Here is a 26,892-nt window from a genome sequence, read left to right as displayed (position 1 = left end):
AAACTATTCCGCTCCAAGCTTTCCGAGTCTATTGGCTCCAACACTTACCCAAAGTCCGAGCGCAACGAATCCGAGAATGCGGTTCAATCCCAACACGAACCCCTCCAATCCGGTAGGCGACCTTCCAGAATTGGACAGGGCAAAAAAGCTAGCAAATGCATCCGACCAAGCACCATAAAGCAGTGTCGGTACAAACAAGTGCCCCACCAGCTGACCGCGCGCCGCGAGCAATAAAAGAGTTCCCATCGCCAGAAAGAGGAGTGTAGTAAGGGACAAGCGAAGAAGGCTTTGGCCAAATCCCGTAGTTAAACCCCAAAGCGCCAACCCCAATTGCGCTACTCCATCGGAACCGTGCTCCTGCAGCCGGACAATATATTGTGCGTTCGCGATTTGGCGTCGCGTCACTGGCGGGACGCCTCTCAAGTCCTGTACGGGCTGTCGCAATAGGTGAGTGTTCGGAATAAATCTGCCCACAGCACTTATGAACCCATCCTGCCTTGGCCATACGCAGTTGATGACAGCGGTATCGAGCATTGTCGCGCTCGCCAGCCCCACCCCCTTCAAATCCATTCCAACAAGCGTGGATTCGGAGAAATCCAAGTTCCGACTGACAACATGCGCCGGCTCAATTTGAAGTCGCTCGATGCGCTGATTTACAAAACCGCTATCCGCGAGATTCCCTGCGCGAAGCACAACATTTCGAATGCCACCTCCGTGCACGGCGCAAGCCGTCGCCTCAATCTGGTCAACGGTCCAATCGTGCAATTCGCAGTCCTTCCAACGCGCATCTTGCGCTGAAAGATGCGCAACCTGGAGCTTCTTGATCGACCCACCCGCTTGACGCAAGTTAACAAAAGTAAGTCTCGTACCAGTTACCCCTGCAAAATTACACGAGTTAAGGTCACAGTCGTTAAACTGCGCGTGGTCCAATTGGCAGTTTTCGAGCTCCACGTTGCTCCATCTGGATTTACGCACGACAATTCCCGCGGCGATCAGGTTCGACGCCGTAACTTCGTGCAGCTCGGCACCTACTAAACTTATCTGCGAAAGGTTCGCGCCTGAAAAACAGCAATCCTTAATCAGTGTGCGATCCAGATTAGCACCGCTAAGCTGCGCTCCGGAGAAATTGCACCGTTCCATCGACCTTCCGGACAAATCGCACAGATTGAGATCCGCGAACGTCAAGTCGACTTCACCAGGCACGGCTTTAATGTAGTCGTCCCAATCCGCGCGCCCCGAAACGATCGCGGCTACTGCATCGACACTAGCCATCAGGGCCTCCACGGCGGTGCCCGACCTCACCGAAGCTCACCAGCCTCGCACCATGTTTTGCAAGCCAGTCAGAGTTAGAAAATTCCGCTAGCGCGCTCCGATCAATATCTCGCAGGTCATTTAACGCACTGATCGCGCGCAGCCGCTCGTCACTGTATCCTGGATGGGTAACAACTTCGATTACATCGGAGGCTCTCGATGCATTGAACTCCACACCCAACTGCTCTTCCAATTTCTTTGCGTTTAGCCCCTTCGCGGTCCAATCATACAACACGACATCGCTTCCCGTCAGGACATCCGGCGCTCCGAGCAGCAACATCGCTGTGCGGTCTCGGACCGGAACATCTTTCTCAATCGCGAGTCTGGCGAACAACGAGGAAAACTGCTCAAGATGATGGACGCCGTGATGGCTATCCAAATGTGTTGGCAACCTGCCTAGCAGATCAGCGGACATATCAATTTGCGCCCGCCATTCGCGCTCAACCTCGTCGATGGAGACGCTGGCCAATTCGGTTCGATTTTTGAACTCGCCTCCGGACCTCACCAGGGTTGGAACAAGAGACGTCGGCGATAACGGACGCCCGCTCGTTAACTGCAAATGCACTCCGACTCGTTCAGCGCGATTGTATATCTGCCAATCGCGGCATCTGGCCATGCTTCCCTCGGCCGCTAGCATCAGCGTCGTGCTTGAAACCGCACCAGTGTCGATTAGCTCGACGATCGCTCTGCAAACGCCATCTGTCAGACCGAAGTCGTCTGCGTTAATAATCACTTCGCGCAAGCGCCTTACTCCTCCGCACGCACTACCGTCTACCTGCCAGTGCGCGGGCAAGCGAGTAGGCAGCACCATTTACTTGCGCATCGCGTCCTAGCCTGGCCACCTTGATCGTGGTCTCATTCCAAGAGCCTGCCCACGCCGTTCGGCGTGCATGCGACACCACCAGATCGTAGAAACCGGGGATTTCTAAGATCATGCCCCCGCCCATGACGATGAGAGGGGGGTTCATGATAGTGATGATGGCGTTCATCGCGATGCTCAAATGTTGCGCTGCATCTGTCAGCACAGAAGTTGCAACAGGGTCCGCACTGCTCAGACCGTCTGCGAGTTGTTGAAAAGTTAGGCTTCTAAACATGCTGCCCGAAGCGGCAGCATCAACCGCAGCGCGAAATGAACTTGCTGTGGGTGCAAGCGCGCCGGTCTTGCCCTTCTCGCAAAGATACTCGTTTACGACGTTCTGACTCACCCAAGGCCGCGCGGCAAAAACCTCAAGCGTGCCTCGTGAGGCGAAAGTGGGATTGAAGGTACCTTGCTGCTCTACGACCAGACGACCGATGTGACCCGCTACGCCTGCCCCGCGGTAAGGTTTGCCCTCTATAAAAAATGACGCCCCGATGCCCTCGTCTACCAGCAATAAAGCGAAGGTACCGTGCGAAAGCACTTTCGGATTATCGTCAGACAAAGCCTCGCCAAGGCCCATGCACTCCGCGTCATGAAATACATAGGTCGGCGGAGCACCCAGAGCTTTGAATTGAGCGGTTACGTCCACTTCTTCGCGAATATTCAGACGAGACGACCCCTCAAGAATTGACTCTCCGCGCAACGTGCCGGGCAACGTCAGCCCAACCCCGTGGATGTCTCCAACTTGCTTGGCGCTCTGATCCAACCGGCGGGAGATCTCTTCGAAGAGGCGGCGACCATTCTGATCCGTTAAGAAGGGGCGGGGATCCCAAGAGCCGAGGGGCGCTAAGCCCGCGCTCGCTCCTCCTCTTGCTAGCGTCACGCGATGCATACTGATCGCGGTAGATTCAATTTGCAGGACCACCCCCTGCTTGGCACCGAATCCGACACCGCTCGCCACAGCTGCCCCCAACCCTACCAAATCGAAGTAATGTTATGCCACCAAAAAATCGACCATGATAGAGGATCCAGTTCAGTCCCCACAGTTTCCTAGCTGCATCTCTAGTGGATTGATTCCAACGTTTGGAATCCTCGATTTCGGGCTGCGATGATATCGTCCGGGCTGGCTTTCCAGATGAAGGGTTTTGGGATGTCGGCGTTGTCTTCGCGACGAAGCGGTTGATGGCGGCCTGAAGATCGACGAGGGAATGGAAGACACCGTGCTTGAGCCTGCGCCGTGCCGCAACAATCGCCTACAATAGATCAGAGTTGGTGACCGATACGGTAAAGGAGATGCAGAAGCGTATCCCCATGACTCGCACACTACGACAAAGCAGGAATCCCAAATCGAACTCGTTTGTTTCGATTAATCCACTAGTCGCGCCTGTCGTCGAACGACTACTCAATCGACGGTCGGACACCGCTTGTTTCCCACCGTTTCCGCAATGATCTTCCCAAGCGTCTCGCGCCGATGCTGGGCCTCCTCTTCTGATATCGGTTTGAGGTGTGTTCTGACGCGCCACCCCCGGATCACTTCCTCTGTCGACGATAGCTGAGCCGCCAGGGCATCGAGTGCACCTGGAACTTCATTAATCGCCAAGGCTTCGAATTTAGCGACCTGATCGTCTGCAAGCGTTGTCCCAATGATCTCGCTGAAGCGAGCGCGTTTCGATGCATCGGGCACGACCAAGAACACCCGATCGAATCCCGCCTCGAAGCACTTCACGACATTTTTGCGTTCGTGATCGATATTCGTTGAGATCGAGATTTCGACACCCACGGATAGCCGTTCGTGTTCCAGGGCGACATCGACCTGCCCTCCCCCGCCCAAGACGGGCTTTTCAACCGTCACTTTGAATCCACGCTCTTGGGCAAGCTCCCGCACCATCTGCTGGAGCTTGCGGTGCTGTTGCCCTCCGACACCGGCAACGTATCGGTCGATCTCGTCGCGCCTTGTTTCTTTAACGTCCTCAACCAGCGTGTCGGGTTCGTCTTTCGGTAGCATACCTTGGGGTGGCACCATCGGTTGGACGGAAGGAAGCGCGATTTCTGTTCTCTCCTCGGATAGCGGCTGGTCTACGTGCAACACCTCCTCTCCCGGCTCGCCTTTCGACTGGGGCATGGGCTCCATGTTGAGAGGCCGCTCGGCCGACGGCGCGGCAATGATCGTCTCCACCTCGTCCAGGGTGGCGCAGAACCGTTTTCGATTGGCGTCGATGAGCGCTTGGTACTGATGATCATCCAGCATCGGAAGCGCATTCACCGCCCCAAGTGGCACATTCATGCGAAGGGCGGCCTCTGTGCGCCCCTTCACGTACGCCGCGAACTCAGACTGACCGCGGCGTTTGCGCATGGAGCGGATGAAGTCGGCATCCGTGCGCATATCGTCGGCGAGCGCCCGCGCATCCTTTGCCGAAACACCGCCAGCGAACTTGAGCGATGTCGACGCCAACACGGTGGAGCGCAGCCGCGTCGGCATTTGGTCGAGATGTTGAGCGGCAATATGCAGCCCGACACGGTATTTACGGGCCTGGTTGAACAGGTGCTCCAGAGTTTCGTCGAAATAGTCGTGCGCCTCATCGATATAGACGTAACAAGGCCGTCGATCGGCTTCCGATACGGTCGCACGTTCGAGTGCGGCCTGGGCGATCTTGGCGATGAAGAAGCGGCCGAAGATCGAGCAGCCCTCAGATTTGAGAAGGTCCTTGGCCGTATTGATGAGGACGATCTTGCCCTCATTCATGGCGTCGAAGAGGTCGATCTTGTTCTCCGGATGCGAGAACATGCGCTCGAAGACAGGGTTGGCAAGCACACCCCAGAGCCGGCGCAGGATCTGCGTCTTGGTGGCCACAAAGCTTCGCGAGAAAAATTCGGTCTCGAAGAAGCGCTTCGCCGAACCGTCGAGCGTTTCCATGTATGGCTTGAACGGCTTGCCATCCTCCATCAGCTCACGAAGCGTCTGGATCGTTGCGTTCGGAATCGCGAGCATCAAACGGGCGAGATACCGAAAGACGACACCCTGCTTCTGTGTCAGCTCCGCGCCCAATAGCGCAGAGAAGAAGTAGTCATAGAGATCGATGACGGAGTTTAGAACGCGCTCCTTGTTGGCGCGGTCATACCCCTCCAACCGCGCGGCGTCGAAGGCAAAGAGGTTGAGCGCAACCGGGAACTCGACATCGTTTGGGTCGATCAGGATCACCCGGTCCGCCAGGGTGTCGGCCGCTTCAGGATCGAACAGCGACAGACGGGAGATCGTATGGATGAGGTCGCCCTGGCTGTCGATCACGATCACGCCCGGCGGGCACTCACCACTACTCGTCAGATCATGGTGGATGAATTTTTGGAGAAGCTGGCTTTTGCCGTGCCCCGAGCCGCCGACAATAAGCGCATGTTCGGAGCGTACGCGCTCCGGGATCGGCATAGGCAAGGCCGCTTCGAATAGGGCCTGGAAGGGTGTGTATTCCAGATAGGTTTCGACCAGCTCGGAGGGCGACTGCCCCTCTGCGGCGCGTGGTAGGAGCAGGGGTTTGGTGCTGGATACGTCGTTCGGATTGATGCCAGAAGCCACATGGAGATTGCGCATGAATTGTTCGCGCAGGTCGACAGCGAGTTCGTGTTGATAGAGCGGCTCCTGCTCCGAACAAACCGTTCGCACGACCTGCTCGATCAATGCCGGCGCATCCTCCGCGGCACCGGCTAGCGGAACGTCGAGCCAGAGCCTCGCGTCTTCCTCGCTCTCGTCCAGACCGACTTGTTCGGCCACAGCATCGAAAATGTCGGCACCGAGTGTCATCAGCGTTGTGCCGAGGATACTGAGGCGTTTGTCGAATGCGTCGTAGAAGCGATTGCGGCGTAGCAGAAATGCGCGTAGCTCGACGCGGGTGGAAAGCGGCAATCCCGCGATGTCGCCCGGATCGTATTCCGGGCACCAGTAGCACTCCTCTATGAGGATGCGGTCGACCAGATCGTAATAGGCTTCAAGAAGCGGCCGATTGTATCGCGCATCGCTGATACGAAAGGCGCCCGTCAGTATTTCGCCGATCACCTTGGATTTTGCGTCGAGCGAGAGCGCTGGCATGGCGGCATGCCGAAGACGCAATCGCTCGTGCAATCCCACCAGGTCGCGGATGTCGCGCTCGCGCTCTGTGAGGAACCAGTTGGAAAACAGCCCTCGCCCGACTTTTGGACCGAGCGACGGCGAATTGCGGCCTGCCTCCACGCCTTCACGCCACCACTTCGCGACCTCGGAAAGGAAGTCTTCCGGCATCGACCCTAGGCGGGCTCGACCTCTAGGATTTGTTCGGTGCCGTCGAAACTCTTCGCGACGTCGAGATAGCCACGAATATTCTGGCAAGCAATGTGGACCTGGCTTTCAGTTCCAATGACCTCGTCGAGATCTTTGCACTCGATGTGTTGTCCATTGACGAGATCATCGAGAGAAAACGACCGTTTCGTCAGCCGATCCATGAGCGCACCGCCCAACCCTGCCCAGTTCCCGGCCTCGGCTTTGGCAAGGTTCTGGTTCGCCGCTTCGGACGTATAGACAAGCAAGTTTTTCAGTCGGTACTTCTTGACGAGTTCATGCTCTTCATCGCTGAGTTCTGCCATCACATCGAGAATGAATATCGGTGTGCCGGTGAGACCGGACTTCTGGCTGCGCTTGATCTTCAGCTGCATGCCATCCTCCCTACGTTTCCCTTAAAAGAATAGATACACGAAATTGACAACCTAAGCGAGTCCACCATTGGGTAGCTAGGTTGACGGGACTTGATCGGGCAGGATCGTTGTCGCGCTGAACGGCCGACTTGGCGCACCGTCGATCATCAGTCGAAGGTAGATGTGGTGGTTGGGCAGATTGATGAGATCGAGACGGGAGAATTTCGGCTCAAGCTCCTTTGCCAAATAGGCTGCATCCTCGGCCCCCACTCGAAAGGTGATAAGGGTCCCGGCATTGCCAAGCACCGCGTGGCGCACGGGCGGGTCGATCTGCTGCAGGAATTGGTGCGCCAAAACCATGGCAACCCCGGTCTTGCGCAGCTCGGCAAGCATCTGCGCGAGTGCGAGGGTCGTGAAAGTCTGGAACTCGTCAATGTAGACGAAAAAACGCCGGCGGCGGTTTTCCGGCAGCGCGACCCGCGAGAAGGCCGAAACGCCCAGCATTGTCGTCAGAACGCCTCCCAGAAGCGCGGAGCTATCAGCCCCCAGTCGCCCCTTAGAAAGGTTCACGACAAGCACCTTGCCATCGTCCATGAGCGTGCGGAGCCGCAGTGGCTCGGTCTTCGCCGTGAAGAAGCGCAAGAGCCGCGGATCCGCGAGGAGTGCGCCGACCTTCGACTGGATCGGCGCGATGGCCTCGCCTCGATAGCGCTTGGCATAGGCCGGGAACTCTCTCTCCCAATAGCGCCGGACCTGTTCATTCTGGATATGAGGCAATGCCGTTTTCCGGAATGCGTCATCGGTGATCAGGAGCAGGATGTCCGGTAGTGTTGCTTTGGGCTGGTCGAGAAGCGCCAAGAGCGCATTGCGCAGCACGTGCTCCATCCGCGAGCCCCAGGCATCGCTCCACATCAGCTTGAAGACGTCCAGGAGGCCCGCAGCTACGAGAGGGCGCAATGGCGGCGTGGTGCGCATCAGCGGATTGTAGCTGATCGTTGCCTTCGGATCGGCCGGGTCGACATAGACGATACGAGCCTTTTCCTCGGCACTCGTTCCACGCAGCAGCCGCTCGGCCAGATCGCCATGTGGATCGAGCAGCGCACATCCGACCCCATTTCGAATGTCGCCTTCAAGCATGGTCTCCAACAGGGTGGTTTTCCCCGTCCCCGTCTTGCCGACAACATAGATGTGGGACATGCGGTCCGCTTGTTTGATACCGAATAGCCTGTCGTCATCGCGGTGCCGGACACGCGCGAAATACCGGACGGCTCGATTGTATTGGTGATGCATTCTCCAAGCCTACCGGCACAAAACCTGCCCGCGTAGACGTGGGGATTTGCAGGACGCGCCAGCAGAAGGTTGCCAACGCAGGAAAAGGCCCCGCGAAGGGCGGGGCCAAAGAGCTAGTATTCGTTCGCGAGCATCAGCGTGAGCACGCGCGTGGTTTTGTCTGGATTGGACGGATCGTCGGACCCGAATTCCATGTTCTCGTCGTAGTAGTCGATCTTCCAGAGAAGCGCTTCGCCCTGGATCACAAACCGACCGAAGTCGTGGTCGCCGTAGGGATCGTTTTCCGATGTGAAGTCGTCATACACGCGCAGCGCATGAACGGCAGCGGTGTAGAACACCTCACCCTTCTCCTTCACGCCCTGGGTCATGAACATCTGACCACCCTCTCCCTTGATCCGCAGGTCATCGTTGAGTTCGCGGATCGTGCAAGTCCGGCAGTCGGTCGTCGTTTCCATGTCTCTCTCCGTATCGCGTCGCCGACATCGCCAGTCGATGCCGGCGGACGACACCGAAAGAACGGCGTGTCCGATGCTGATAATCGTGCGGAGGATGGCAGCTCCCCGCACGCCTGCATTCTCGCAAATCGGTAGCGTTCCGGTAGACGTGGGCATTTGCAGCAGCTGCAAATGGATACTTTGGGGACGTTGGGGGGTGTTGGCGCCCACCCGGGGCGCTGTTGCCCCGCAAACGCCAAGGCGTGGACGCTACACTGCCTCGTCCGCCTACCCTCCCCCAATGTCCCCGAACTCCATGTGCGTCGTCTCCCCCAGAAGGTCGGCTAATCGGGCCACATCCTCATCGGTCACGCTATAGCGCTCGTAGAGCCGTTCCAGCGTGCCGTGCTGCGTCTTGGACACGATGAATACGCCATGGCTCTTCCGGGTCTTCAAATTCAGCTTGGTGCGCACGATGTCCCCCATGGCGCGCGGAGCGAGCGGCTTGCTGACGGCATCGAGATAGGCGCGTCCATGTGCCGATGCGATATCCTGGATGCGCACCCCGACACCTTGCTCGCTCTTCATCAGCTTCCTGATTACGGTAAGCACCTCGGCCTCGATCGTTTGGCCGCGGGCTTCTCTGAGCGCCTCCTGAGCCGCTGACGCATGGGCAAGGATCGCTTGGCGATCGGTCTCCTCCTCGGCAACGGACATCAGGGGTGCCAAGATCTGATGCATGCGCGGCTCTATACCGTTCGCAGCCGCGTCGAGCCGGTCCGGCGCACCGAGGCGCGCAAAGTTCCGGAACCGGTATAAGAGAAGCTTGTCGCGAAGAACGGCAGCATCGGCCGCCTGCTCGCTGGGCAGGTTGATAGGAACATCCTGTCGATCAGTCGGATTGGAACTCGTCTCGGTGAGGAAACGGCTTTCCAGCGCCGGATCGTCGTATCGCCCACGCATACCCACCAGTTTGGGACCGAAGACTTTGAACGCGCGGGGACGAAAATCCTTGCCATTGGTGGTCTCGCTTCGCAGCACAGGATACCCCTTCACATTGCCAGCATTGAGGATCTTCGCGATGAGCGCGCTTTCATCGGAGAAGCGGAAATCCGCCTCGTCGATCACCAGCGTCCCGCCAATCTGATTGAGGAGATGAAAGATCGGCGATGTGGTCGACGCGCCGCCCGCAAAAATCGGCTTGAAGCAGATCGATCCGACGACGGTCAAAAAGCGCGTCTTCCCAGTTCCATAGTCGCCGCGCCGACGCAGGTACGGCAGTTCGTTGAACCGGTCATGCACCCAGGTCAACAACACGTAGTTGGCGGCGAGCCGCTCGAAGGCTTCCGAGACATCGACATATTTGTGGATGTAGGCCCGGATCGCATCGACGAGGTCGCAGGTCGTTCCGTATTCCATCGGCCCCTGCGCGAACTGGACGACATTGTGCTCGACCAGCGCTTTGGCTCCCGCAAAGGGCACGTAGCGTGTCAGGCTGTCCGGCGTGTAGCTGTCAAGGACCTGTGCGTTCAAGTTCTTCCAGATGGCAAGCTTTGGTCGCTCGCGATCAGTATCGAAGATAGTCTCGATCAACTCCCCATGCGGACCGATCGCCGACACGACCGGCACATTGACCTTGGATGGCTTGGTATTGGGCTCCCGTTCTTGCTGAGCCTGTTTTTCGTTTTTTGGCATATGCGCAAAGCATCGCCCGTGACCGGCGCGGCCACCAGACGTGGGCATTTGCAGGGCATGCGAGTACCCACGCCTACAACGGAACGCCCGCCAGGGTATGCTCAGAACCTATGTCTACACCAAACCCGCCCCGCATCGAGTTCTTGCGCGCCCTCCTTCCGGACGAGTTCACGGAAGGGCAAATCCAGGCAGAAGAAGCGCAGCTGCTGCGCTATATCGCCCTCGTCGAACGCATCGCTATGCGCCTCAGCTCTCAATCACGGGCCGACAACTCCCCCCGAAGAGATTCGACTCTTTCGAAAAAGGATTCTATCTTATAGATCAAATAACTAATTGATATATGAGGGAATATTTCGCGTACATTCGTGTGTCGACTGTCAAACAAGGACAGAAAGGCGTTTCGCTTCAGGAACAGCGTAGCGCTATTCAGCAATACGCGGACCGAAAGAATCTCACGATTTCCCAGTGGTTCGAGGAACGGCAAACCGCCGCTAAGCAGGGCCGACCCGTCTTCGGTGCGATGCTCAAACAGCTTCGCCGAAGAAAAGCGAGCGGGGTCATTCTGCACCGCGTTGACCGCGGCACGAGGAATTTCCGGGACTGGGCCGATCTTGGCGAGTTGGGCGATCTGGGCGTTGAAGTCCATATCGCCAACGAGGATCTCGATCTGTCGTCACGAAGCGGGCGATTGTCGGCCGACATCCAGGTGGTGATCGCAGCCGACTACATCCGGAATCTGCGCGAGGAGACGCGAAAGGGTTTTTACGGCCGCCTCAAGCAAGGCCTCTATCCCCTCCCCGCCCCGATCGGCTATCTCAACCAGGGTCCTGGCAAGCCCAAGACGGTCGATCCGACCGCAGGGCCGCTAGTGACCAAAGCTTTCGAACTCTACGGAACAGGACGCTACTCGATCACCACGCTACGCGAAGAAATGACACAACGGGGCCTGCGCAGCCCGTCCGGCAAACCGCTCTCCACGAGCATGATCGGGCGCATGTTGAACAATCCATTCTACGCGGGCGTCATTCGGCTTTCCAAAACCGCCGAAACCTTCAAGGGCGTCCACACGCCTTTGATATCCCCGCGCCTGTTCGAGCGGATACAGAACATCCTGCAGGGTAAGTCCGGAGAAAAGCTGCGCGTGCACGACTTCGCGTACAAGCGCCGGCTGCGTTGTGCGACCTGCAAACGCCTGCTCATTGGAGAGTTGCAGAAGGACCGCGTCTACTATCGATGCCGCAACAAGACGTGTTCAGCCTGCTGCATCCGGGAGGACTATGTGGATGTGCAGGTCGGCGCCGCCCTCTCCCGTATCCAGATATCCGAGCAGGAAGCCGACCAGCTCATGGACGCATACGAAGATCTGAAAAACGACTTCCGCACCAAGGAGGCCGAAGCGCGAAAGCGGATAGATTTGCAGATCCACCAGATCGAACAGCGCCTCGAACGCCTCACGGACCTGCTGATTGATGGGCCCCTCACCGACGATGTCTATCGCAAACGTCGCCAGGGACTTCTGCTCCAGCTGGCCGATGCTGAGCATGAGCGTTCGAATATTGGCCTTAATCGGGCTGAAAATCATGACTTCATACGGAAAATGCGCGAACTCGCTCAGAGCCCGCAGTTGAGCCATTTTTCGGCGAATACGCCAGAATCGCGCGAATTGCTCGATTTGACGTGCGCGAACTTTTGGGTGGATGGAAAAAAGCTCTCTATTGAGCTGCATTTTGCCTACGACCTACTCGCAAAACGCGCTTCCATCCCTAACGGCTGCCCGATGAGAGCCATTATGCGAAAAATGGCGTGGTGGCTTGCACGAGGTGCGAATAACCATGTCGGCAATCGCCATAGCCCGAGCTCGTAGCAGATTGGACAGAGGACATGGTGGCACTCTGTGACACAAAGCTGATCAACTTGGCGCTTGCCGCCGAACCCTCAGAGCTGCTGGTCGGTAGCGTCTTTCCAGGCCAATTTTTCCCGCCACTGATCGCTCACGATGTCGCATTTGCCTATTGCCATTCAGTGCGCAATACCATCAAGCTCGCTCTACGTGCAAATGAGAGACAACATGGTAAAACCCGTGCAGGCCAAAGCCGGAAATTTAAAGACAGTATTCACACAAAATCATGGGCTTGTAATACCGCCATTCCAGAGAATGTACGCGTGGTCTAACGATGACATAAAGAAATTTTTTGAGACAATATTTGATAGTATAAATGCCGGGATTTCTAGATCGGAAAAGAAGCGCGCATTCATCGGCGGCGTTATTCTAATCTCAGATGACAACAATGAAGAAGACCCGACAGAAGTTAAAGTTTTTAGAATTATTGATGGGCAGCAAAGAATAACAACAATATCACTTATCGGCCTATGCATTAAAAAATGCCTGATATCCACAATGCGGGAATTTGAGGCCGGCGGTCGACAAGTCTCTATGGGCGGTGTCGGAGGCCCCGTGGTGGATGAAGCTATAGAGTGGTTGCGTCGGCGATCAAGTAGTATCGACTCCCAACTCAACAAACTGCTTCTACTACAACTTGAAGACGATGAAAGAACCGATCGTCGCTTTCCAAGGCTCTCGCGGGCACCTGACGACCAGTGGAATTTCGGAAGAGAGGCCCTTCACAACTTCAACAGCCCTCAAGCTCGCCTAATCTACTCGGCGATGCACCACTTTTTAGAACACCCGGATCAACGATATGACTATGGCGAATTCTACGATGACGCTATAAATACGGATGGTCGCCATGACCAAATAAAGGGCGTGTTCAAGGAGATATCGGCGTCCGTAAATGTTTGCGTAAAAATGCTTACAGAACGAAACGGGCTTTTCCCAAGTTATTCACAAAACGATCTTGTAGATAATTTTAGATCCGTGTGCGATCTATATACCCTTAATTGCCCAGAAAACGTGTTGGAATTAGTTGAGAACGACGGAGTTCATGCAAATTTCAAAAACCTGTTTAGTATATTTGTATTTGCAGAACACCTCCTATCACGCCTCGACCTCGTTAGAATCACTAGTTTCGATCAAGAGCAGGCATTTGAGCTATTCGACACATTAAATAGCACTGGAGTCCCACTAACTGCAGTAGATTTACTTAGGGCTGATATTACAGAGTTTATGATAGACGGGAACTTGGGAGAGCAACAAGCTGCGCGAACAAGTCTGACCAAAATCGAAAACTTTCTGTCTCGAGAGCGCGATCAGGAGGACGAAGACCGAGCAGGAAGAGAGCGAACAGCGGCTGGAAACCTGATGATATCCATCGCACTCGCACAGAATGGATCGCGCCCTGGTGCAAAACTCGAAAAGCAGAGAAGCTTTCTCAAGTCATGCAGGAATGAACTTGCGAATGACCGCGCAGCGTCACGCGATATGTACCAGGGGGTCGGCTATGTCGCTGATGCGTGCGGAATTTTCACAGGAGCACGCAGTGAAGATCGGCTACCTGATAGATACTTTGCGGGTCAGTCTTTAACAGAGCGAAATGAGGCTAAGCTGGCAGTCGCCTACCTTCGGTCAATGAAGCACAGGATGACCTATCCCGTGGTGGCCAAATTGGTAGAGAGAGTTGAGTCGGCCCAAGGAGAAGCTGCCATTAGGACCGCAGCGTACGAATTCTGCCAGGGCCTTAAGGCAATAGCTGCTTTCACCACACTTTTTCGCGCGTGTTCTGGGTCAACGGCAGGCATCGATGGTCAGTACCACAAGCTCTTCATTCAGGAGGTTGCGGGCTGCCCATCACTCGCAAGACGTTTTGACGGAGCGAAACCTAGAGATTTTACGGTCTCTGAGCTTCGCGGAGCCCTCCTGCACCTGGTTAATCAAAAATGGAAGCTGGGTGATAGTGAAGATACGTTTGCAGAGAAAGCTGCGGAAGCAACCCGGTTCGGCGAACGCGCGCATAGCACACTTTGTAGGTTTGCGTTGCTTGTCGCACACGATCGCGCGTCATTTTCAGAAAATACCGACGCTATGCTACAAGATGGGCATTCAGCACTCCTAAGTCCGCAGAATTGGTACGCTGATGAATACGGCACAGTCGAACACATCGCCCCACTAGAGCCCGAAGCCGGCCACATCTGGGATCCCAATATATATGGGAATAGTCGCGCGACATGCATCGGAAACCTTACACTTATGCCCCAGAAATTTAATTCCAGCGCAAGCAATGGAAGTTGGGCTCGCAAGCACTCCTTTTTTAAGGCGCTAGCTTGCGAAAGTGCCCCCGCGATTGAGCAACTATTCGAAGCAGACCCGATCGTGGCAGAAGCGTTGGAAGATCAGAAGTCTCAGATAATTAAGTATGCGACAGAGGTTCATATTCTACGATCACTGGCCCGCTTCGAGAGACTAGAAGTCAACGGGCAGACCCACACCGATTGGACTGAAGCGGTGATTAACCAACGCGGCAAGATGCTTGCGGCGAGGCTCTGGCGGCGCCTTCGCCCTTGGTTGGGATAAACAAACCGCTATTTATGACACGCAAGGCAGACTTTTGCCTGTCCATACAGCTCATCAATATCCATCGGTTCATCATCCGGCCGAAGCGGGTTCCGTTGGAGCTTCTTGCGAGCTCGGTCGAGACGCTTCTGATGTTCGGCTTTGATTTGTGCGATCCGATCAGGGCGAGACAATTCATCGAGGGACTCACCTTGACTCCAAGTGAATGGCGAGCCGTGTTCAAGAGCGTTTTTTTCGTAACTTCTTGCAATCTCAAAATCGCCCGGGTGATTTTCGAGCAAACGAACCCATTCAATTTTCTGCTGAAAGAAGCAGAACGTGCACCCGCTGCGGGAGCGCCAACTGTAATAGGCCGGCAATCCTAGACCAGACCCTTCAAGGATCTCAAACACCCCAGATTTGTCTATCCCGGCATCCTTAAACGGAAGTGCCGTTTGGAGGTTGTGGTGCGTCGACATGTAGCCGTCGCGATATTCCTCATCAGCCCGAATTGCCACATAGCTCATCACCTTGGTTCCGGTCTCAAGCATCGGCTTCAACCAAGTCTCAAAGGGACGCAGCTTGAGCATCCTTGTGCACCATCTCGTCTGAGCGGAGGGCAAAAAATTCTTGTACTGCTTCAGCCAAAAATCGAAGTCGCGGTCGGGATTCAGTCGAGTGATTGGCTTGCCCAAAAAACCCTCAAGGCGGCCGAGATACTCGTAGACTTCTTCCAACTCTTTTCCCGTATCAGTGAAGAAGTACTCTATATCCAGCTCGGGGTGGTTTTCACGCATGTAGACGGCCAGCGCTGCGCTATCTTTGCCGCCCGATAGACCGAGAACATGTTTCGTATCGCCGGTCATGCTTCTGCCACCTCTGTCGCTTGGGTCTTGGACTTGATTGTCTCGGTTAGGCGTTTCGCTAAGGCAGCTAAAACCACCTCATCGGAATGAGTTCCCGCTTCAGCGATCGCCTTCGACAAACGTTCTGCAAGCGCGTCAATCTGCGCTTGGTCCTGGGTTGTCACCTCAAAGTCGTGGGCCAAGGGTGTCGGCCGTCCGTCGAAGCCGAGAACCAACGCCACCGCATGCCGGCGGTCCGGGCGACCTTTTACCCGCGCATAGGCCTCAAGACGATTGAATTGCTGGGCATGGTCTGCGAGCTCCAGCGCCGCTTTATCGATATCCGCGTCGCTCCACATGGAGGGAGGTTTGGACAGGACCAAGCTAATCAGTCCTTCCATGTCCTGGGGAGCACCTTTGAACGCAGCAAGGCGCCCCACGAAAGCATCTATCTGGTGATCGCCAGACATCCTCTGGACGTTCAGCGCGCGCTCACGCAGGTCCGCCAACGCCTCTTCACTTTCGCTTGGAACATTCAGCTCAGCCAAGAGCAGCGTTTCGAGACGCCGCACCGCATTCGGATAGGCGTCCACGAGTTCACGCAGAGCAGCTTGGACGCCGGCGCTGAGATCGCTCAAATTGTTATCGCCGGTTACCCCACCGAGTTCGCGAGGCAAGTCATCAAAAAGCAACTTGTTAGGGTCGTGTGCCTTCTTGAAGAGGTTTCGTACGCGCAGTGCATTTTTTGAGAGACGCAGTGTTTTTGTCGTCCACGGCGGCAGATCGGAAAAGATGGAAATTAGGCCGCGCGCGACGTCGATGGGTTGAAGGTCGAGAAGCTCGTTTTGACCATCGAGATCTCGTACAGTCGTTGCCATACTGGACAGCATGGCCTTAGCCTCAACAGAGAGGTCCATCCACCGAAGTTGGATGTCGGCGGCATCTCTGGCCAGCACATCAGCATCAACGTCTTTGAGCGACGGCTGAAAGACGCCTTCTCGGTAGAAGGCGATCTTGTCGCGCATCGACAGGATGAACGCCATCGACAGAACTGGCATCAATCCAGATTTCAAACCGGCGCGACCATCCCTCCAAAAGGCATAGACCTCATGAAGCCCAACGGTCCTGTCACTTCGATCTTCAAGGAAGGCCTCAGTGGACTTCCAGAGCGGCGTCAAATTCGCTGGATCTTTTTTGGGCTCAGGTGACATGAAATGCCACTGCCCCTTGCACTTTCGATGGAGGCCGGGCGTTTCCAACAACGCCGCGTATAGCCCTCCTTCAGCCGGAAAACCTTCAATGCCGAGGCGAGATTCGCCCTCCCTCAAGATCATCGCTTTGAGCAAGGCATTTTGGGCCGCGACGGCATTGCTCGATGGCTTGTCCCGATTCAGCAGTTCATTCCGTATAATCGGGCGATCTGGGTATCTGCTTTCCGCCGCGTCGCTCACATAGCGACTACGATCCGCGCCTGCCAAGCGAATGGGAGCCCTTCCAGCGGAAACCCATTCAGCCGCCTCAAAGGCCAATTGAATTTCGACTTCGGCGCGAGCCCGTAGCTCTGCGATTCGCGAGGCGACCTCCCGCCGGGCGATAGCATCGCCGGAGTGCTCGACATTCGTGTCCTGAATGTATTCTAGCGCCTGCATTTCACGGGCAAACTCAACGGCGCGGGAGGAGCGCTCAGAAACGCCGAGCAGCGGGCCATGCTTACCCCAACGCCGGCTCGCCGCTTTTGCGAGTTTCGGCAGTTCATCGTTTTCGCTGGGGTCTAACGTAACCACAAGAGCGAATGCACCAAGCGCCCCCTTGGGCAGTTTGGGCGGCGCTTCGTTCTTGAGATCGTCGGCCGACAATAGAATGTTCGCAAACCACCGCATCGCCCCAGTGGAATGGTAGTGGCGCTTAGCCAACGTTGGGTGTAGCGAAGAAAGCTCAGAGAGCTTCGACAGCTTGAGCGCCGGAGCTTCGCGATAGGCTTCTTCAAGCGCCCTATCTATGTCGAAATCGCTACCGGCAAAAACAGCGTAGGCATCTTTGAATTTTCTGAAGACGATAAGGGACCATCGTGACAGGTCGCTGATTTGCGCAGCTACATCTTTAGGAGCGCAAAGCTCTAGAATAGCCTGCGTAGCTCTGAGCCCCACCCGTTCGCCAAATAGATCGAGTAGAGCGATGGTCTTCAATAGGTGAAGATGGCTAGGAGTTGCCCCCAGGGTCTCAGCTCTTGCCAAGGCTTCAGATGCGGTAGCCCACCGATGAGAATCTGGTGAAGCAAGAATGGATGCTTCAAGATTGATTTGAAGGTAATCCCAAAGGCGCGCGGGTTCATAAAGTTCACCGAGCTGCGCATCGCGCAGAAAACTCCGAAATCCCTCCGGCTCGTGGGAATTGAGGAAGCCAAAAACGCTTCTTTGGTTCTGCCCAAAGCGACGGCGCGAGATTGGACTTAGCAGCATAGCCGTTACAGGGTGGAGGGGCCAACAACGACCCAAAACATCGACGAGATGTTTGCTGCGGTGCCGACGCCCTTGCTGCGCGAGGTTTGCAGCGGATTTTGCGATCGTCACAAACTCGTCGTTTTGACCAGTTTCGCTAACGATGGCCCGAGAAATGACCTCTAACTGTTCTTCTTCTGCTAGGTTCACGACGAGGTCTGTGAAACGTCCTTGGATTTTTGACCATTCGTCGCGCTTCTCTCGTGAGACACGGCCCGCATAGTCGCCAAACGCCTGATGAAGCACGCCAACAAAGACGAATCTGCCCTTGCTTCGATTGGCCATCTCCGCAAGTTGTTGAAAGACGTGAACATCTGCCTCGCCCGCGGCGGCCGCCTCCAGAAACTTGCCCATTTCGTCGACGATCAAGAGCAATCCAGCCTGCTCGGAAAGCTGCTGATCGAACACTTCGAGGAGCTTCGTTTCAGAAACGCCTTGCTCGTGAAGGCCAAGAGCGTTTGCTATCGATCCAACAGGGTCTGTTTTGCTTCCGACTACACCGATGGTCTTCCAGCCACTGTCGGAACCAGGAAATGCTTTGCGTACTTTGGCTGTGGCCTTCTCGCCAATAGCCCGTTCAGCCGCCCTGCGGATAATGTCGTCATTGGAGAAAAGGCCGGAAAGCACGACTGCAAGAGAGGACTTTCCCCCTCCATACGGCCCCGTCCATGTGAAAGCGGCTTGGCCAGATTGCTCTACATGGGATGCCATAGAAGCGACAAGCTCAACGGTTGAGGGCGATGAGACATATCCCTCCAATGCCTCTGCTTGGTCGATGTCCGCATCAAGCCGTATGGCCTTTTGGTAGCGGGGAGCGACTGTGACGGTCTCCATCAGCGAGTTCATGCGGCGCTCCTCGCCTCTGCAGGCGGGTAGTCCATACGGAGAAAGTCGAGCTCATCCCGCTCCTCCAGTTCTCCCCTCCGAGTTAGCTGCTTTAAGCCCGCGGTCTCGGACCAAGCCATCGCGCCATCTGTCGTTTCCGACAAGCCTGCGAGCCGCTCGATAAGATCGTCTTCTTCCAGTCGGAATACCCTTCCTGGGCTTCCCGGATCGTAAGCCAAACTCTCGAAACTCATGGAGTTGGCATCTGATGTGGCTCGCCAGAAGCTGCCGACAGCATAAGCAAAAACACCGTCGTCAAGCGAAGGCTTAGGGCCGATATTCAGCCGAAACCCATCGCGCCGGCCGACCGATTGAACAAGACCGAGCTCAACGAGTGGCGACTCGAGCGCGTCGTCGCCGCTTGCGGGCTTGGCATTATAGGTGCGCAGAAAGCATTCCACATCTCGCTTCACAGTGCCCTTGGAGACACGTGACCACCCGCGCTCCAATGCCACTGCCAGCAAGCGTTCGACCACTTGCTCCCGTTCGAAAACCGGATGACTGAGATAGCTAAACACCCAGTGCCACGTTGTGCGTTTCGGTTGCGAGCACAGGTTCCAATGCAATGCCCATAAGGTAGAGGGGTGCTCCATGTAGGGGTCTACTCCCTCCGGCCGAAAGAGCTCATGCCCAAGCGGACCGAGCTTGAATTCAGAGCGTAGATTTTCCTGAACCAGCACGCCGGTGGCGAGCGCCCAAAACTTTATTGAATTCACCATATTACGCCCTACACCGAAGTGGGCGATCGCCTCGTCGGAGAAGAATATGTCCGACGGGATGTCCGGAGCGAGGACGGCATCCACAGCCTTTTTCAACCACCCATATCGGAGCGGGAAGGTTTCGTGCCCGGAAAAATGGGGCGTGTAGTCCGGCTGATAGATTTTTCCGCGAAGCATAGTACTACCTGGAGATTAGTTCCAGGTCGACCTTAGGAGCCGCCCCGGCTAAGGTCAATTAAGAACTGGAGGTATCTTCCAGGCTCGAGCAATGGAAGGCTGACGCGACGGGTGAGCTGAGGTCCTCAGGAATAATGTTATGAAAAACATATATTTAGACTACCAGTCGTCCACGCCCACCTCATCCACGGCCCTAAGAGCTATGGAGCCATATTGGGCAGAACACTATGGCAATCCTCATTCCCGGGAACACTCGGCAGGGTGGGCCGCAACTGAAGCTGTGCGGGAAGCGAGTTCGAGAATCGCCTCTCGGCTGGCCATAGGCGAGGACGAAGTTGTTTTTACGTCTGGAGCGACGGAAGCGAACGCTCTAGCGATTCTTGGATATGCGATATCCGCCTACGAGCAAGGCACAGCAGCACGGATATTGGTGGGTGCCGCAGAGCACAAATCGGTTCTGGAAGCCGCAAAGCAGGCTGAGCGGATGTTCGGAGCCCATCGCACCGTCCTGAAAGTCGATCGCGGCGGGCGGGTTGATCGAGAGGAGCTAATAGGACGTCTGCAAGAGGGTGCCGCATTGTTGTCCATAGGTCTCGTAAATGGCGAGATCGGAACCATCGAGGACATCGCCGAAATTGCTGCAATAGCGGACAGGTTTGATGCCACCCTTCACTCCGATGCTTCCCAAGCGACAGCTGTGACAAGTTTCAAGCACGTGCTAAGCCACGCACACTTAGTTAGCCTGTCATCTCACAAATGCTATGGCCCAAAGGGTGTAGGCGCCCTGTGTGGTCGCTGGGAAACTCTGTCTCATCTTACCCCGCTCGTTCCTGGAGGCGGGCAGCAGGGCGGCCTGAGAGGAGGAACGGTCCCCACCCCGTTGGTGGTAGGGTTTTCTGCCGCACTGGAAGAAGCTCAAGAACACCTTAGCAAAAATATCGAGCATCTTGCGGCTATGTCAAAATTGCTGTTCGAAGGATTATCCTCTGCAATACCAAATTTGGAACTCGTGGGCAGCGACAGACGGCACGCGGGGAATTTGAACGTGATGATCCCAGGGGTGGACGCTCAGACTCTTCTTGCAGAGCTACAGCCGGGTCTCTCGGCCTCCACTGGATCAGCGTGCGCATCCGGCGCAGAGGGTCCCTCTCACGTGTTGCTGACGATCGGCCTTCAACCACAAGAGGCGCGAAGCTGCGTTCGGTTATCGGTTGGTTTGCCCACAACAAGAGCTGAGATCGATCAAGCCGTGGAGTTGATCATAAACGCGATTGACGCCGCCGATAGCTGATAGATAGTGCCGAATTGCGATTGCACTTCGCAAAGTGGTTAGACAAGACGGTGCTGTACAAGACCGTGTTAGTCCCATTCGCTCACGGCCTCGATCCTGGCAGCAACACCAGTTGCACCTTCTGCCATCGGATCCATCGCGTTTAGCCGCGCCCGTGCCCAAGCAATACGCTCTTCCAGCTGTGGCGATGGTTCCACCAGTGCGACCGCTTCGGATTCGAGGACAGCTATGAAGCGCCGCAGGCGGTCGCATTCCTCCCAGTCCGTCGCCATTTGGCGGAAGCGGTTCCACCGCTTCTGGTCATGCTCACGAGCGCGCCGGGCAAGATAATGACGGTGCTCCTCCTCGCGGCGGATACGTTCCTGTTCGGCGCGCCGCGCGCGCTCTTCGGCAGCTAGGACTGCCATCGCCTCCAGAGCGATCACAATCTTTCCAAGCCGGCCCTCGATAGGAGCGCCCTCCTTCTCTTCCCATTCCTTTTGGCGGTGCTTGCCCATTATCTCGGCATGGGCGGAAAACTTGAGCAGACCTGTGGGTTCGGTCCATTGTTTCCATGTCTGGCTCAGCCAGCTTTCACGGTTTCGCCGTTCTTCGGCGGTCAGCCGCTCCTTCCGGTGCCGCACTCGCTCGTAGAGCGAGAAATTGATGCGCTCGCTGTCGATGACGAACCACAGTACGCGCGGGCGACCGCGCTCGTGCTCGATTTCATGACCGCGCTTTTCAAGCACCTTGAACAGCGCGCTTTTGATGCGCCATATCCGCTTGTCGAGGTCGGTCGTCGGGGTATGAACCGACCAGCTATTGTGGCGCGATTCCCGACGCCGTCGCTGGTCTTCCTCCACCCATGCCGCCACAATCGGGTGCGACCGGCGCAAGTCCGCCGGGACTGGGACCTCGGGAATGTCTTCCGCCGCCCTTACGGCATCTCCAATGGGATCAGGTCGGGGAGGAGCCGGTGATGGTGTTGGCCGGATGACGGTCGCTTCTGGAGTCCTGGCGCCTGCCGCACGTAGCGGCGCCTTCTTCGGCTTCTTCCCCGCCTGAACTTGCGCCCAATAGCCGCGCGGCGGATAGGGAATTTCGAGCCGCTTGCAAATCTTGGCCAAGCCATTGCCGCTGATGCCGAACTGCTTGGCGGCGTGGAGCATGGGCTGTGACCAGACCAGATCGTAGAGTTCTTCGCGGTTTACCGTAACTGCCTGCCTTGTCGGCACAAGAGTCTCCTATCGATGCGAACTTCCCTGATGATAAAGCAAATTCGAACCATCAGTTTAGCCCGCATCATTCGCACCGTGTCACGGCGTGGGCATTTGCACAGTCTGCAAATGCCCACGTCTGCGCATGCGCGCCAAACATGCCAAAATAGACACGCACCGTGCTGCTAACGGCGCGGTGCTTTCAAATGATGTTTGATGCCAATGCTATTCGGCTCAAAGCCTGCCGCCGGCGTGGCGGGCTCGACCAGGCCGAACTTGCCCAACTGGTCGGAACCAGCTTTAGCACGATCTCACGATTTGAACGCGGACTTGTACGCCCGGACACACTGACACTCATCTCGTACGAACTGATTTTCGATATTCCCGCCGCGAAACTCCTGCCCGACACAACGATAGATCTTCGACGCCGAACCCATGCGCGCGCCGTAAAATTATTGAAGCGCTGCAACAACACGCCTGATCGGCACCCGCCTGCCAAGGTCGAATTTATCCGGTCCCTCTGTAGCCGCCTGGACGGCTCATCACCTTGAGCAACGGCCGATATATAGCGCATGTACTTGCCATAGAGCCCAGTTCGAAAGGGCTCTATTTTGTAGCGTTCGACGCCGACCGGCGACTGCTGGATTGGGGCGGACACGAAGCGAGGGTAGACAAAAATCAACACTGCCGGTGTGTTGCCCGTACGCTGATCCGAGGCTTCAAGCCAAAGCATGTCCTACTCGAGGACGGCGATGCACCGCGATCAACACGCCGCGCCCGAATCCGCGCACTTCTCCGCTTGCTCGCACAGGACGCCAGTGGTGATGGGCATGCGGTTGTCCAGATTTCCCGGCTGACGGTGCGGCAGCGTTTCTGTGTCTATGGCATCAGCTCGAAAGACGACATCGCGTCCGCTGTCTGCAACATCTATCCGGAGCTTTCCTCCCGCCTGCCCAAGAAACGCCGCCCATGGGAAAGCGAGCACTACTCGCTGGCACTATTCGAGGCGGCCGCTCTTGGCGTCACATTCTTCTCGATGCGTGACCGTCGCTCCTGATCGCTCGCCTCCATCATGCGACGATCAAAATCACGTCGCCGCTTCTCCGGCAGCGGCGCTCCGTCTTCCCAGCGGCCGACGGTTCGTCCATCGACGCCAAGCCAAGTGCCAAGTTTTTCCTGAGACCAGCCGCGCATTGCCCGGAAGCGATACAATCGATCAGAGAATGTATCGCTTGGCAGCCAGCGATCATCGCCCAGGAAGTCAACGAGCGCAGGGACGTATTTGACCCGCGGCAGATGCTCGCCGCGTTCCCACTGCCCGACCACCTCGACATGGACACCGAGCTTCCCGGCGACGGCCTTCTTGGAAAGCTGAAGCGTCTTCCGCTTCACGAACAAGAGGTTGGACAAGCCGTTGCGAGGAATGCTGGCTGCCTCCGGATTTGGAATTCTGAAGGTTATTCCCGGACCAGGAAACAAGCTGCACCCGACCAATGTGTTCACGATGGGCTGACGGCTGCCGGGTGGATGGATCAAGGGCGCTGCCGGTTTTCCGGCAGCGCCCTTATTTTATCCGCATACCAGACCGCTTGACCCGCGAGAGCATTCCACGTCCTGATTGTCGCTTGGCCGGGACTGCAGGAGGCACGGGCAACGTGACAGACCGACCGGGCGGCAATGGTGACACAGACCCGTCGCGCTGCACCAATTGCGGTGCGGTCACGGATGACCGTTTCTGTCCATCCTGCGGCCAGTCCACGACCGATATCCGGCGTCCCGCCGTCTCCCTTCTGGCCGAGTATTTCGACGGTCTTTTCGCCTGGGACGGCCGGCTTCTGACCACGCTTCGCCATCTTTACACCCGTCCCGGACAGGTCGCAGCCGACTATGTCGGCGGCAAGCGGGCGGGTCTGACACCGCCGATCCGGCTCTATCTGATCATGGTTGTCGCCTTCTTCGCGGTGCTCGCGCTGGCAGGCATCCGCGTGTTCGGCGTGGCGTTTTCGCCCAGCGAGGCGGAGATCCGGGCCCAGACGCCCGAATGGACGGCCGAGCGGCGCGAACAGGCAGAGAATCTCGACAGGCTCGTCCGGGAGTCCGGCATTCCGAGCGGCTTTACGTGCGGCGTCCTGCCGGGTCCGGACGAGTTCGACGCAAGCGGCATGCTGATCCACGCCCGCGGCACGACCTTCATGATCGGCACCTTCATGCGGGGCGAAACGCCGCCGGGCCGCGTTCTGCGCAGCGAGGACGCGGCCTGTTATCACACGCTGATGCAGGAGTTCGGCTGGGGCTGGTTTGCGCCGGTCTTTATCGAGGTGATCCGCAGGCCCGGCAGTTTCGAGGACCGGGTCAGCGCCATTCTCAGCCAGTCCTTCATCGCCATGGTGCTGGTCTTCGCGGCGCTCAACCTGCTCCTTCATCCACGGCGAAAGATCGTCGAGCACATCGTCTATTCCTTCTACTGGCACACGGCGATGATCCCCCTCCTCCTGCTCCTGGCGCTGGCACTGCAGATCCCGGCCGGGCTGCAAAGAGGCGTTCCGCTGAGCTTTCTTCTGGCCGGCATGTTTGTGTTGAGCCTGTGGCAGGAACGCCGCTTCTACAAGGCAAGCATGGTGGGCCTGGCCTTGCGGTTTCCGGTGCTGCTGACGGGCTATCTCGCTTCCATGGGCATCCTCACCGTGGCGCTGCTGCGTGTCAGCGCGGGCTGAGCCGCAACCGCAGCCGCCCCTTCAACTCGCCACATTTCCTGCCTATATTCCCGAGTGTCGGCTTGCCGACTATGGCGATAAACGCGCTCGTAATAACCGGACCGGACCCGGGGGCAGTACCCGGCGGCTCCACCATATCCTTCCCCGCACCACCTTCAGCAAGTGGGCGGAATGGCATGGGGCCGAAACAGGATCGACGGACGGGTAAAGGGGATTGCTTTCGCCCGGGTGAGGCCCGTTACAGGCTCGCTTATGAAAGTTGCCAACGACAACTTTGCTGAAGAGGTCGCTCTCGCTGCGTAGTCAGCGCGGGTAATCTCGCTTTAAAGTCCTGGACCCTTTAGCCGGTCCAGGCGGGGCTCGGAGGCGCCTGGCAACAGAAGCCTCCACTTATCCCCATACAGACATTCACACACGGCGCCCGCAGGCGGGTTAGGCCATCCTTCACCACGCCGCGGCTCCATCTGCAGTCCAGCCGCCGATATCCGTTGACCTGCCCCGGGCTTGGGGTACCCTTTTTTCGACAGGGTGATCGGGGGAGATCGACATGGCCAAGGACCTGATGCGCTATGACTTGATGGCGCAGGACGCGCTTCGCGGCGTGGTCCGTCAGGCTCTGCTGAAAGCGGCCGGCCCCGGCGGGCTGCCCGGACAGCATCACTTCTACATCACTTTCCGCACCCAGGCGCCGGGTGTGGATATCGATCCGACCCTGCTGGAAAAATACCCCGAAGAGATGACGATCGTGCTGGAACACCAGTTCTGGGACCTCGACGTCACGGAGACGGGTTTCGAGGTGACGCTGAAATTCTCCGGCGTACCGAAATACCTGAAAATGCCCTATTCGGCGATTTCGCGCTTCCACGATCCCAGCGTCGGTTTCCACCTGCAGTTCGAGCAGGACCCGGCCGAGGACGAGACAGAGGCCGCCCCGGCCGAAAAGCCCGAGGCGGCTGCCGGCGGCAAAGCCGGCAAGGGCGAGAAGAAGGCCCCCGGCGGCGACGGCGCCGAAGTCGTCTCGCTGGACAGCTTCCGCAAGAAGTGATGTCGGGCTCCGACCTGGTCGCCCCGGATCTGGCCGGTACGCCACGCGAGCCGATGAGCGCGGACGAAATCCGCGCCTATCTCGGCCAGCGCGCCAACCATCCCTACGCCTCCAAGCTGCTGGGCTTCCAGCTGGCCGACTTCTCGATCGAGGAACGCTGGCTGGAGGCGGATTTCCACCCCACGCAACAGCTCGCCAATCTGCGCAACTCCGTGCAGGGCGGTATCGTTACGGCCATGCTCGACGAGGTAATGTCGCTGGCTGTGCTGGTGTCCGAGCGTTTCATGTGCGGCGTGCCGACACTGGAGATCAAGACCAGCTTCTTTGCCCCCCTGCCGGTCGAGCCCTGCCGGGCCCGCGGTGTCGCCACGAAGATCGGCGGCCGGGTCGCTTTCATGGAGGGCACGATCTGGACCCCGTCCGGCGAAATCGCCGCCCGCTCCAGCGCCACCTGCCAGGTCCGGCGGGTAAAGGCGGCCGGGTAAGGCTCCAAGCCTTTCTTCTCTCCTTACTCTCTCTGTTTTCCCCGGCCTTGTGCCGGGGCCCGGCTGAGCCTGCGCCTGAAACGCCGCCAGACCCCGGAATAAATCCGGGGAAAGCGGTGTGTGGTGATGGCACCCAGCACGAAACCCTCCACGGGCAGAACCCTGGAGCGATGAGAGGGGTGCGGGATGCACGGCGGACATCGAGTGTCCGATTTGAAGCTTTGGTGGTGATGCCCGAGGCATCCCGCACGCGGAGATTTACCCGGATCCCTTGCGGGACCGTCTCGAAACCTGCAGGCACGGGCCGGTCGAGCTTTTTGCCGGTGTCCCCGCAGATGGCCACGC

The 26,892-nt window shown here is 57.3% G+C and carries 20 protein-coding genes, 1 other RNA gene and 1 pseudogene; 8 read left to right on the top strand and 14 right to left on the bottom strand.

The genetic code is table 11. The features are described from left to right. Window positions 1-3 precede the first annotated feature (3 nt). The 9 genes and pseudogenes from ABJO18_RS00970 to ABJO18_RS00930 form a co-directional block, all read right to left on the bottom strand. Window positions 4-1,272, bottom strand: a complete 1,269-nt coding sequence (locus ABJO18_RS00970; protein WP_348507781.1) for a pentapeptide repeat-containing protein — start codon at window positions 1,270-1,272, stop codon at window positions 4-6. After that, complete coding sequence (locus ABJO18_RS00965; protein WP_348507827.1) at window positions 1,265-2,044, bottom strand: ChbG/HpnK family deacetylase; 780 nt, start codon at window positions 2,042-2,044, stop codon at window positions 1,265-1,267. Before ABJO18_RS00965 ends, ABJO18_RS00970 begins: the two co-directional genes overlap by 8 nt. 31 nt (window positions 2,045-2,075) lie before the next feature. Next, the gene (locus tag ABJO18_RS00960; protein WP_348507826.1) at window positions 2,076-3,062 is read right to left on the bottom strand and encodes an ROK family protein; all 987 of its coding nucleotides are present in this window, start codon (window positions 3,060-3,062) and stop codon (window positions 2,076-2,078) included. 170 nt (window positions 3,063-3,232) lie between these two features. Beyond that, window positions 3,233-3,408: pseudogene (locus ABJO18_RS00955) on the bottom strand (IS630 family transposase); the annotation flags it as partial. A 164-nt stretch (window positions 3,409-3,572) separates the two neighbouring features. Beyond that, a complete protein-coding gene (locus ABJO18_RS00950) occupies window positions 3,573-6,437 on the bottom strand; it encodes a hypothetical protein (protein WP_348515689.1) in 2,865 nt (954 codons plus the stop codon). Window positions 6,438-6,442: 5 nt separating this feature from the next. Continuing rightward, window positions 6,443-6,847, bottom strand: coding sequence for a hypothetical protein (locus ABJO18_RS00945; RefSeq protein WP_348507779.1), 405 nt, complete (start codon window positions 6,845-6,847; stop codon window positions 6,443-6,445). A gap of 75 nt (window positions 6,848-6,922) precedes the next feature. After that, window positions 6,923-8,023 (bottom strand): type IV secretion system DNA-binding domain-containing protein, encoded by a 1,101-nt coding sequence (locus tag ABJO18_RS00940; RefSeq protein ID WP_348507778.1) that lies wholly within the window; start codon window positions 8,021-8,023, stop codon window positions 6,923-6,925. A gap of 206 nt (window positions 8,024-8,229) precedes the next feature. Next, window positions 8,230-8,571, bottom strand: a complete 342-nt coding sequence (locus ABJO18_RS00935; protein ID WP_348507777.1) for a DUF3768 domain-containing protein — start codon at window positions 8,569-8,571, stop codon at window positions 8,230-8,232. Window positions 8,572-8,838: 267 nt separating this feature from the next. Then, a complete protein-coding gene (locus ABJO18_RS00930; RefSeq protein WP_348515688.1) occupies window positions 8,839-10,245 on the bottom strand; it encodes a hypothetical protein in 1,407 nt (468 codons plus the stop codon). Window positions 10,246-10,585: 340 nt separating this feature from the next. On the opposite strand from ABJO18_RS00930, the gene ABJO18_RS00925 reads away from it, so the two are divergent. Beyond that, complete coding sequence (locus ABJO18_RS00925) at window positions 10,586-12,109, top strand: recombinase family protein (RefSeq protein ID WP_348335082.1); 1,524 nt, start codon at window positions 10,586-10,588, stop codon at window positions 12,107-12,109. A gap of 204 nt (window positions 12,110-12,313) precedes the next feature. After that, window positions 12,314-14,713 (top strand): DUF262 domain-containing HNH endonuclease family protein, encoded by a 2,400-nt coding sequence (locus ABJO18_RS00920; RefSeq protein ID WP_348335080.1) that lies wholly within the window; start codon window positions 12,314-12,316, stop codon window positions 14,711-14,713. A gap of 8 nt (window positions 14,714-14,721) precedes the next feature. Here ABJO18_RS00920 and ABJO18_RS00915 read toward each other — a convergent pair whose 3' ends face one another. Genes ABJO18_RS00915 through ABJO18_RS00905 form a run of 3 tightly spaced genes read right to left on the bottom strand, consistent with a single transcriptional unit; the run spans window position 14,722 to window position 19,816 of the window. Next, a complete protein-coding gene (locus ABJO18_RS00915) occupies window positions 14,722-15,558 on the bottom strand; it encodes a phosphoadenosine phosphosulfate reductase family protein (RefSeq protein WP_348335078.1) in 837 nt (278 codons plus the stop codon). Beyond that, window positions 15,555-18,881 (bottom strand): hypothetical protein, encoded by a 3,327-nt coding sequence (locus tag ABJO18_RS00910; RefSeq protein WP_348335076.1) that lies wholly within the window; start codon window positions 18,879-18,881, stop codon window positions 15,555-15,557. Before ABJO18_RS00910 ends, ABJO18_RS00915 begins: the two co-directional genes overlap by 4 nt. Next, window positions 18,878-19,816 (bottom strand): DUF4007 family protein, encoded by a 939-nt coding sequence (locus ABJO18_RS00905; RefSeq protein ID WP_348335074.1) that lies wholly within the window; start codon window positions 19,814-19,816, stop codon window positions 18,878-18,880. Before ABJO18_RS00905 ends, ABJO18_RS00910 begins: the two co-directional genes overlap by 4 nt. Window positions 19,817-19,955: 139 nt before the next feature. Between ABJO18_RS00905 and ABJO18_RS00900 the strand changes: the two genes are divergently transcribed. Then, window positions 19,956-21,107 (top strand): cysteine desulfurase family protein, encoded by a 1,152-nt coding sequence (locus ABJO18_RS00900; RefSeq protein ID WP_348335072.1) that lies wholly within the window; start codon window positions 19,956-19,958, stop codon window positions 21,105-21,107. 68 nt (window positions 21,108-21,175) lie between these two features. Here the strand turns inward: ABJO18_RS00900 and ABJO18_RS00895 are convergent, their stop codons facing one another. After that, entirely contained in the window at window positions 21,176-22,255 is a 1,080-nt protein-coding gene (locus ABJO18_RS00895; protein ID WP_348515687.1) for a hypothetical protein, read from the bottom strand. Between the two features lie 254 nt (window positions 22,256-22,509). Here ABJO18_RS00895 and ABJO18_RS00890 point away from each other — a divergent pair, with 254 nt between their 5' ends. Continuing rightward, window positions 22,510-22,854 carry a helix-turn-helix transcriptional regulator gene (locus ABJO18_RS00890; protein ID WP_348335068.1) on the top strand — a complete coding sequence of 115 codons (345 nt, stop codon included), beginning with the start codon at window positions 22,510-22,512 and terminating at the stop codon, window positions 22,852-22,854. Window positions 22,855-23,287: 433 nt separating this feature from the next. On the opposite strand, the gene ABJO18_RS00885 is transcribed toward ABJO18_RS00890, so the two are convergent. Next, window positions 23,288-23,839, bottom strand: coding sequence for a helix-turn-helix transcriptional regulator (locus tag ABJO18_RS00885; RefSeq protein WP_348515686.1), 552 nt, complete (start codon window positions 23,837-23,839; stop codon window positions 23,288-23,290). A gap of 119 nt (window positions 23,840-23,958) precedes the next feature. Here ABJO18_RS00885 and ABJO18_RS00880 point away from each other — a divergent pair, with 119 nt between their 5' ends. The 4 genes from ABJO18_RS00880 (at window position 23,959) to ABJO18_RS00865 (ending at window position 26,547) form a co-directional block, all read left to right on the top strand. Then, the gene (locus ABJO18_RS00880) at window positions 23,959-25,017 is read left to right on the top strand and encodes a DUF3667 domain-containing protein (protein WP_348335063.1); all 1,059 of its coding nucleotides are present in this window, start codon (window positions 23,959-23,961) and stop codon (window positions 25,015-25,017) included. A gap of 16 nt (window positions 25,018-25,033) precedes the next feature. Further along, window positions 25,034-25,408: a transfer-messenger RNA gene (gene ssrA, locus ABJO18_RS00875) on the top strand. Between the two features lie 156 nt (window positions 25,409-25,564). Beyond that, complete coding sequence (locus ABJO18_RS00870) at window positions 25,565-26,062, top strand: ClpXP protease specificity-enhancing factor SspB (protein ID WP_348335061.1); 498 nt, start codon at window positions 25,565-25,567, stop codon at window positions 26,060-26,062. Continuing rightward, window positions 26,062-26,547, top strand: coding sequence for a PaaI family thioesterase (locus ABJO18_RS00865; RefSeq protein ID WP_348335059.1), 486 nt, complete (start codon window positions 26,062-26,064; stop codon window positions 26,545-26,547). Before ABJO18_RS00870 ends, ABJO18_RS00865 begins: the two co-directional genes overlap by 1 nt. Window positions 26,548-26,892 lie beyond the last annotated feature (345 nt).

This window comes from Maricaulis sp. (assembly GCF_039978735.1).
Classification (GTDB): Bacteria; Pseudomonadota; Alphaproteobacteria; order Caulobacterales; family Maricaulaceae; genus Maricaulis.
This window is presented reverse-complemented; position numbering and strand designations above follow the sequence as displayed.

What these genes read in the sequence shown, in the direction of transcription:
- ABJO18_RS00935 (WP_348507777.1), bottom strand. Translation starts at nt 8,571, where the DNA reads ATGGAAACGACGACCGACTGCCGGACTTGCACGATCCGCGAACTCAAC.
- ABJO18_RS00930 (WP_348515688.1), bottom strand. Translation starts at nt 10,245, where the DNA reads ATGCCAAAAAACGAAAAACAGGCTCAGCAAGAACGGGAGCCCAATACC.
- ABJO18_RS00915 (WP_348335078.1), bottom strand. Translation starts at nt 15,558, where the DNA reads ATGACCGGCGATACGAAACATGTTCTCGGTCTATCGGGCGGCAAAGAT.
- ABJO18_RS00920 (WP_348335080.1), top strand. Translation starts at nt 12,314, where the DNA reads ATGGTAAAACCCGTGCAGGCCAAAGCCGGAAATTTAAAGACAGTATTC.
- ABJO18_RS00900 (WP_348335072.1), top strand. Translation starts at nt 19,956, where the DNA reads ATGAAAAACATATATTTAGACTACCAGTCGTCCACGCCCACCTCATCC.
- ABJO18_RS00865 (WP_348335059.1), top strand. Translation starts at nt 26,062, where the DNA reads ATGTCGGGCTCCGACCTGGTCGCCCCGGATCTGGCCGGTACGCCACGC.
- ABJO18_RS00870 (WP_348335061.1), top strand. Translation starts at nt 25,565, where the DNA reads ATGGCCAAGGACCTGATGCGCTATGACTTGATGGCGCAGGACGCGCTT.
- ABJO18_RS00890 (WP_348335068.1), top strand. Translation starts at nt 22,510, where the DNA reads ATGATGTTTGATGCCAATGCTATTCGGCTCAAAGCCTGCCGCCGGCGT.
- ABJO18_RS00960 (WP_348507826.1), bottom strand. Translation starts at nt 3,062, where the DNA reads ATGCATCGCGTGACGCTAGCAAGAGGAGGAGCGAGCGCGGGCTTAGCG.
- ABJO18_RS00945 (WP_348507779.1), bottom strand. Translation starts at nt 6,847, where the DNA reads ATGCAGCTGAAGATCAAGCGCAGCCAGAAGTCCGGTCTCACCGGCACA.
- ABJO18_RS00910 (WP_348335076.1), bottom strand. Translation starts at nt 18,881, where the DNA reads ATGAACTCGCTGATGGAGACCGTCACAGTCGCTCCCCGCTACCAAAAG.
- ABJO18_RS00895 (WP_348515687.1), bottom strand. Translation starts at nt 22,255, where the DNA reads ATGCTCCACGCCGCCAAGCAGTTCGGCATCAGCGGCAATGGCTTGGCC.
- ABJO18_RS00970 (WP_348507781.1), bottom strand. Translation starts at nt 1,272, where the DNA reads ATGGCTAGTGTCGATGCAGTAGCCGCGATCGTTTCGGGGCGCGCGGAT.
- ABJO18_RS00940 (WP_348507778.1), bottom strand. Translation starts at nt 8,023, where the DNA reads ATGTCCCACATCTATGTTGTCGGCAAGACGGGGACGGGGAAAACCACC.
- ABJO18_RS00950 (WP_348515689.1), bottom strand. Translation starts at nt 6,437, where the DNA reads ATGCCGGAAGACTTCCTTTCCGAGGTCGCGAAGTGGTGGCGTGAAGGC.
- ABJO18_RS00905 (WP_348335074.1), bottom strand. Translation starts at nt 19,816, where the DNA reads ATGCTTCGCGGAAAAATCTATCAGCCGGACTACACGCCCCATTTTTCC.
- ABJO18_RS00925 (WP_348335082.1), top strand. Translation starts at nt 10,586, where the DNA reads ATGAGGGAATATTTCGCGTACATTCGTGTGTCGACTGTCAAACAAGGA.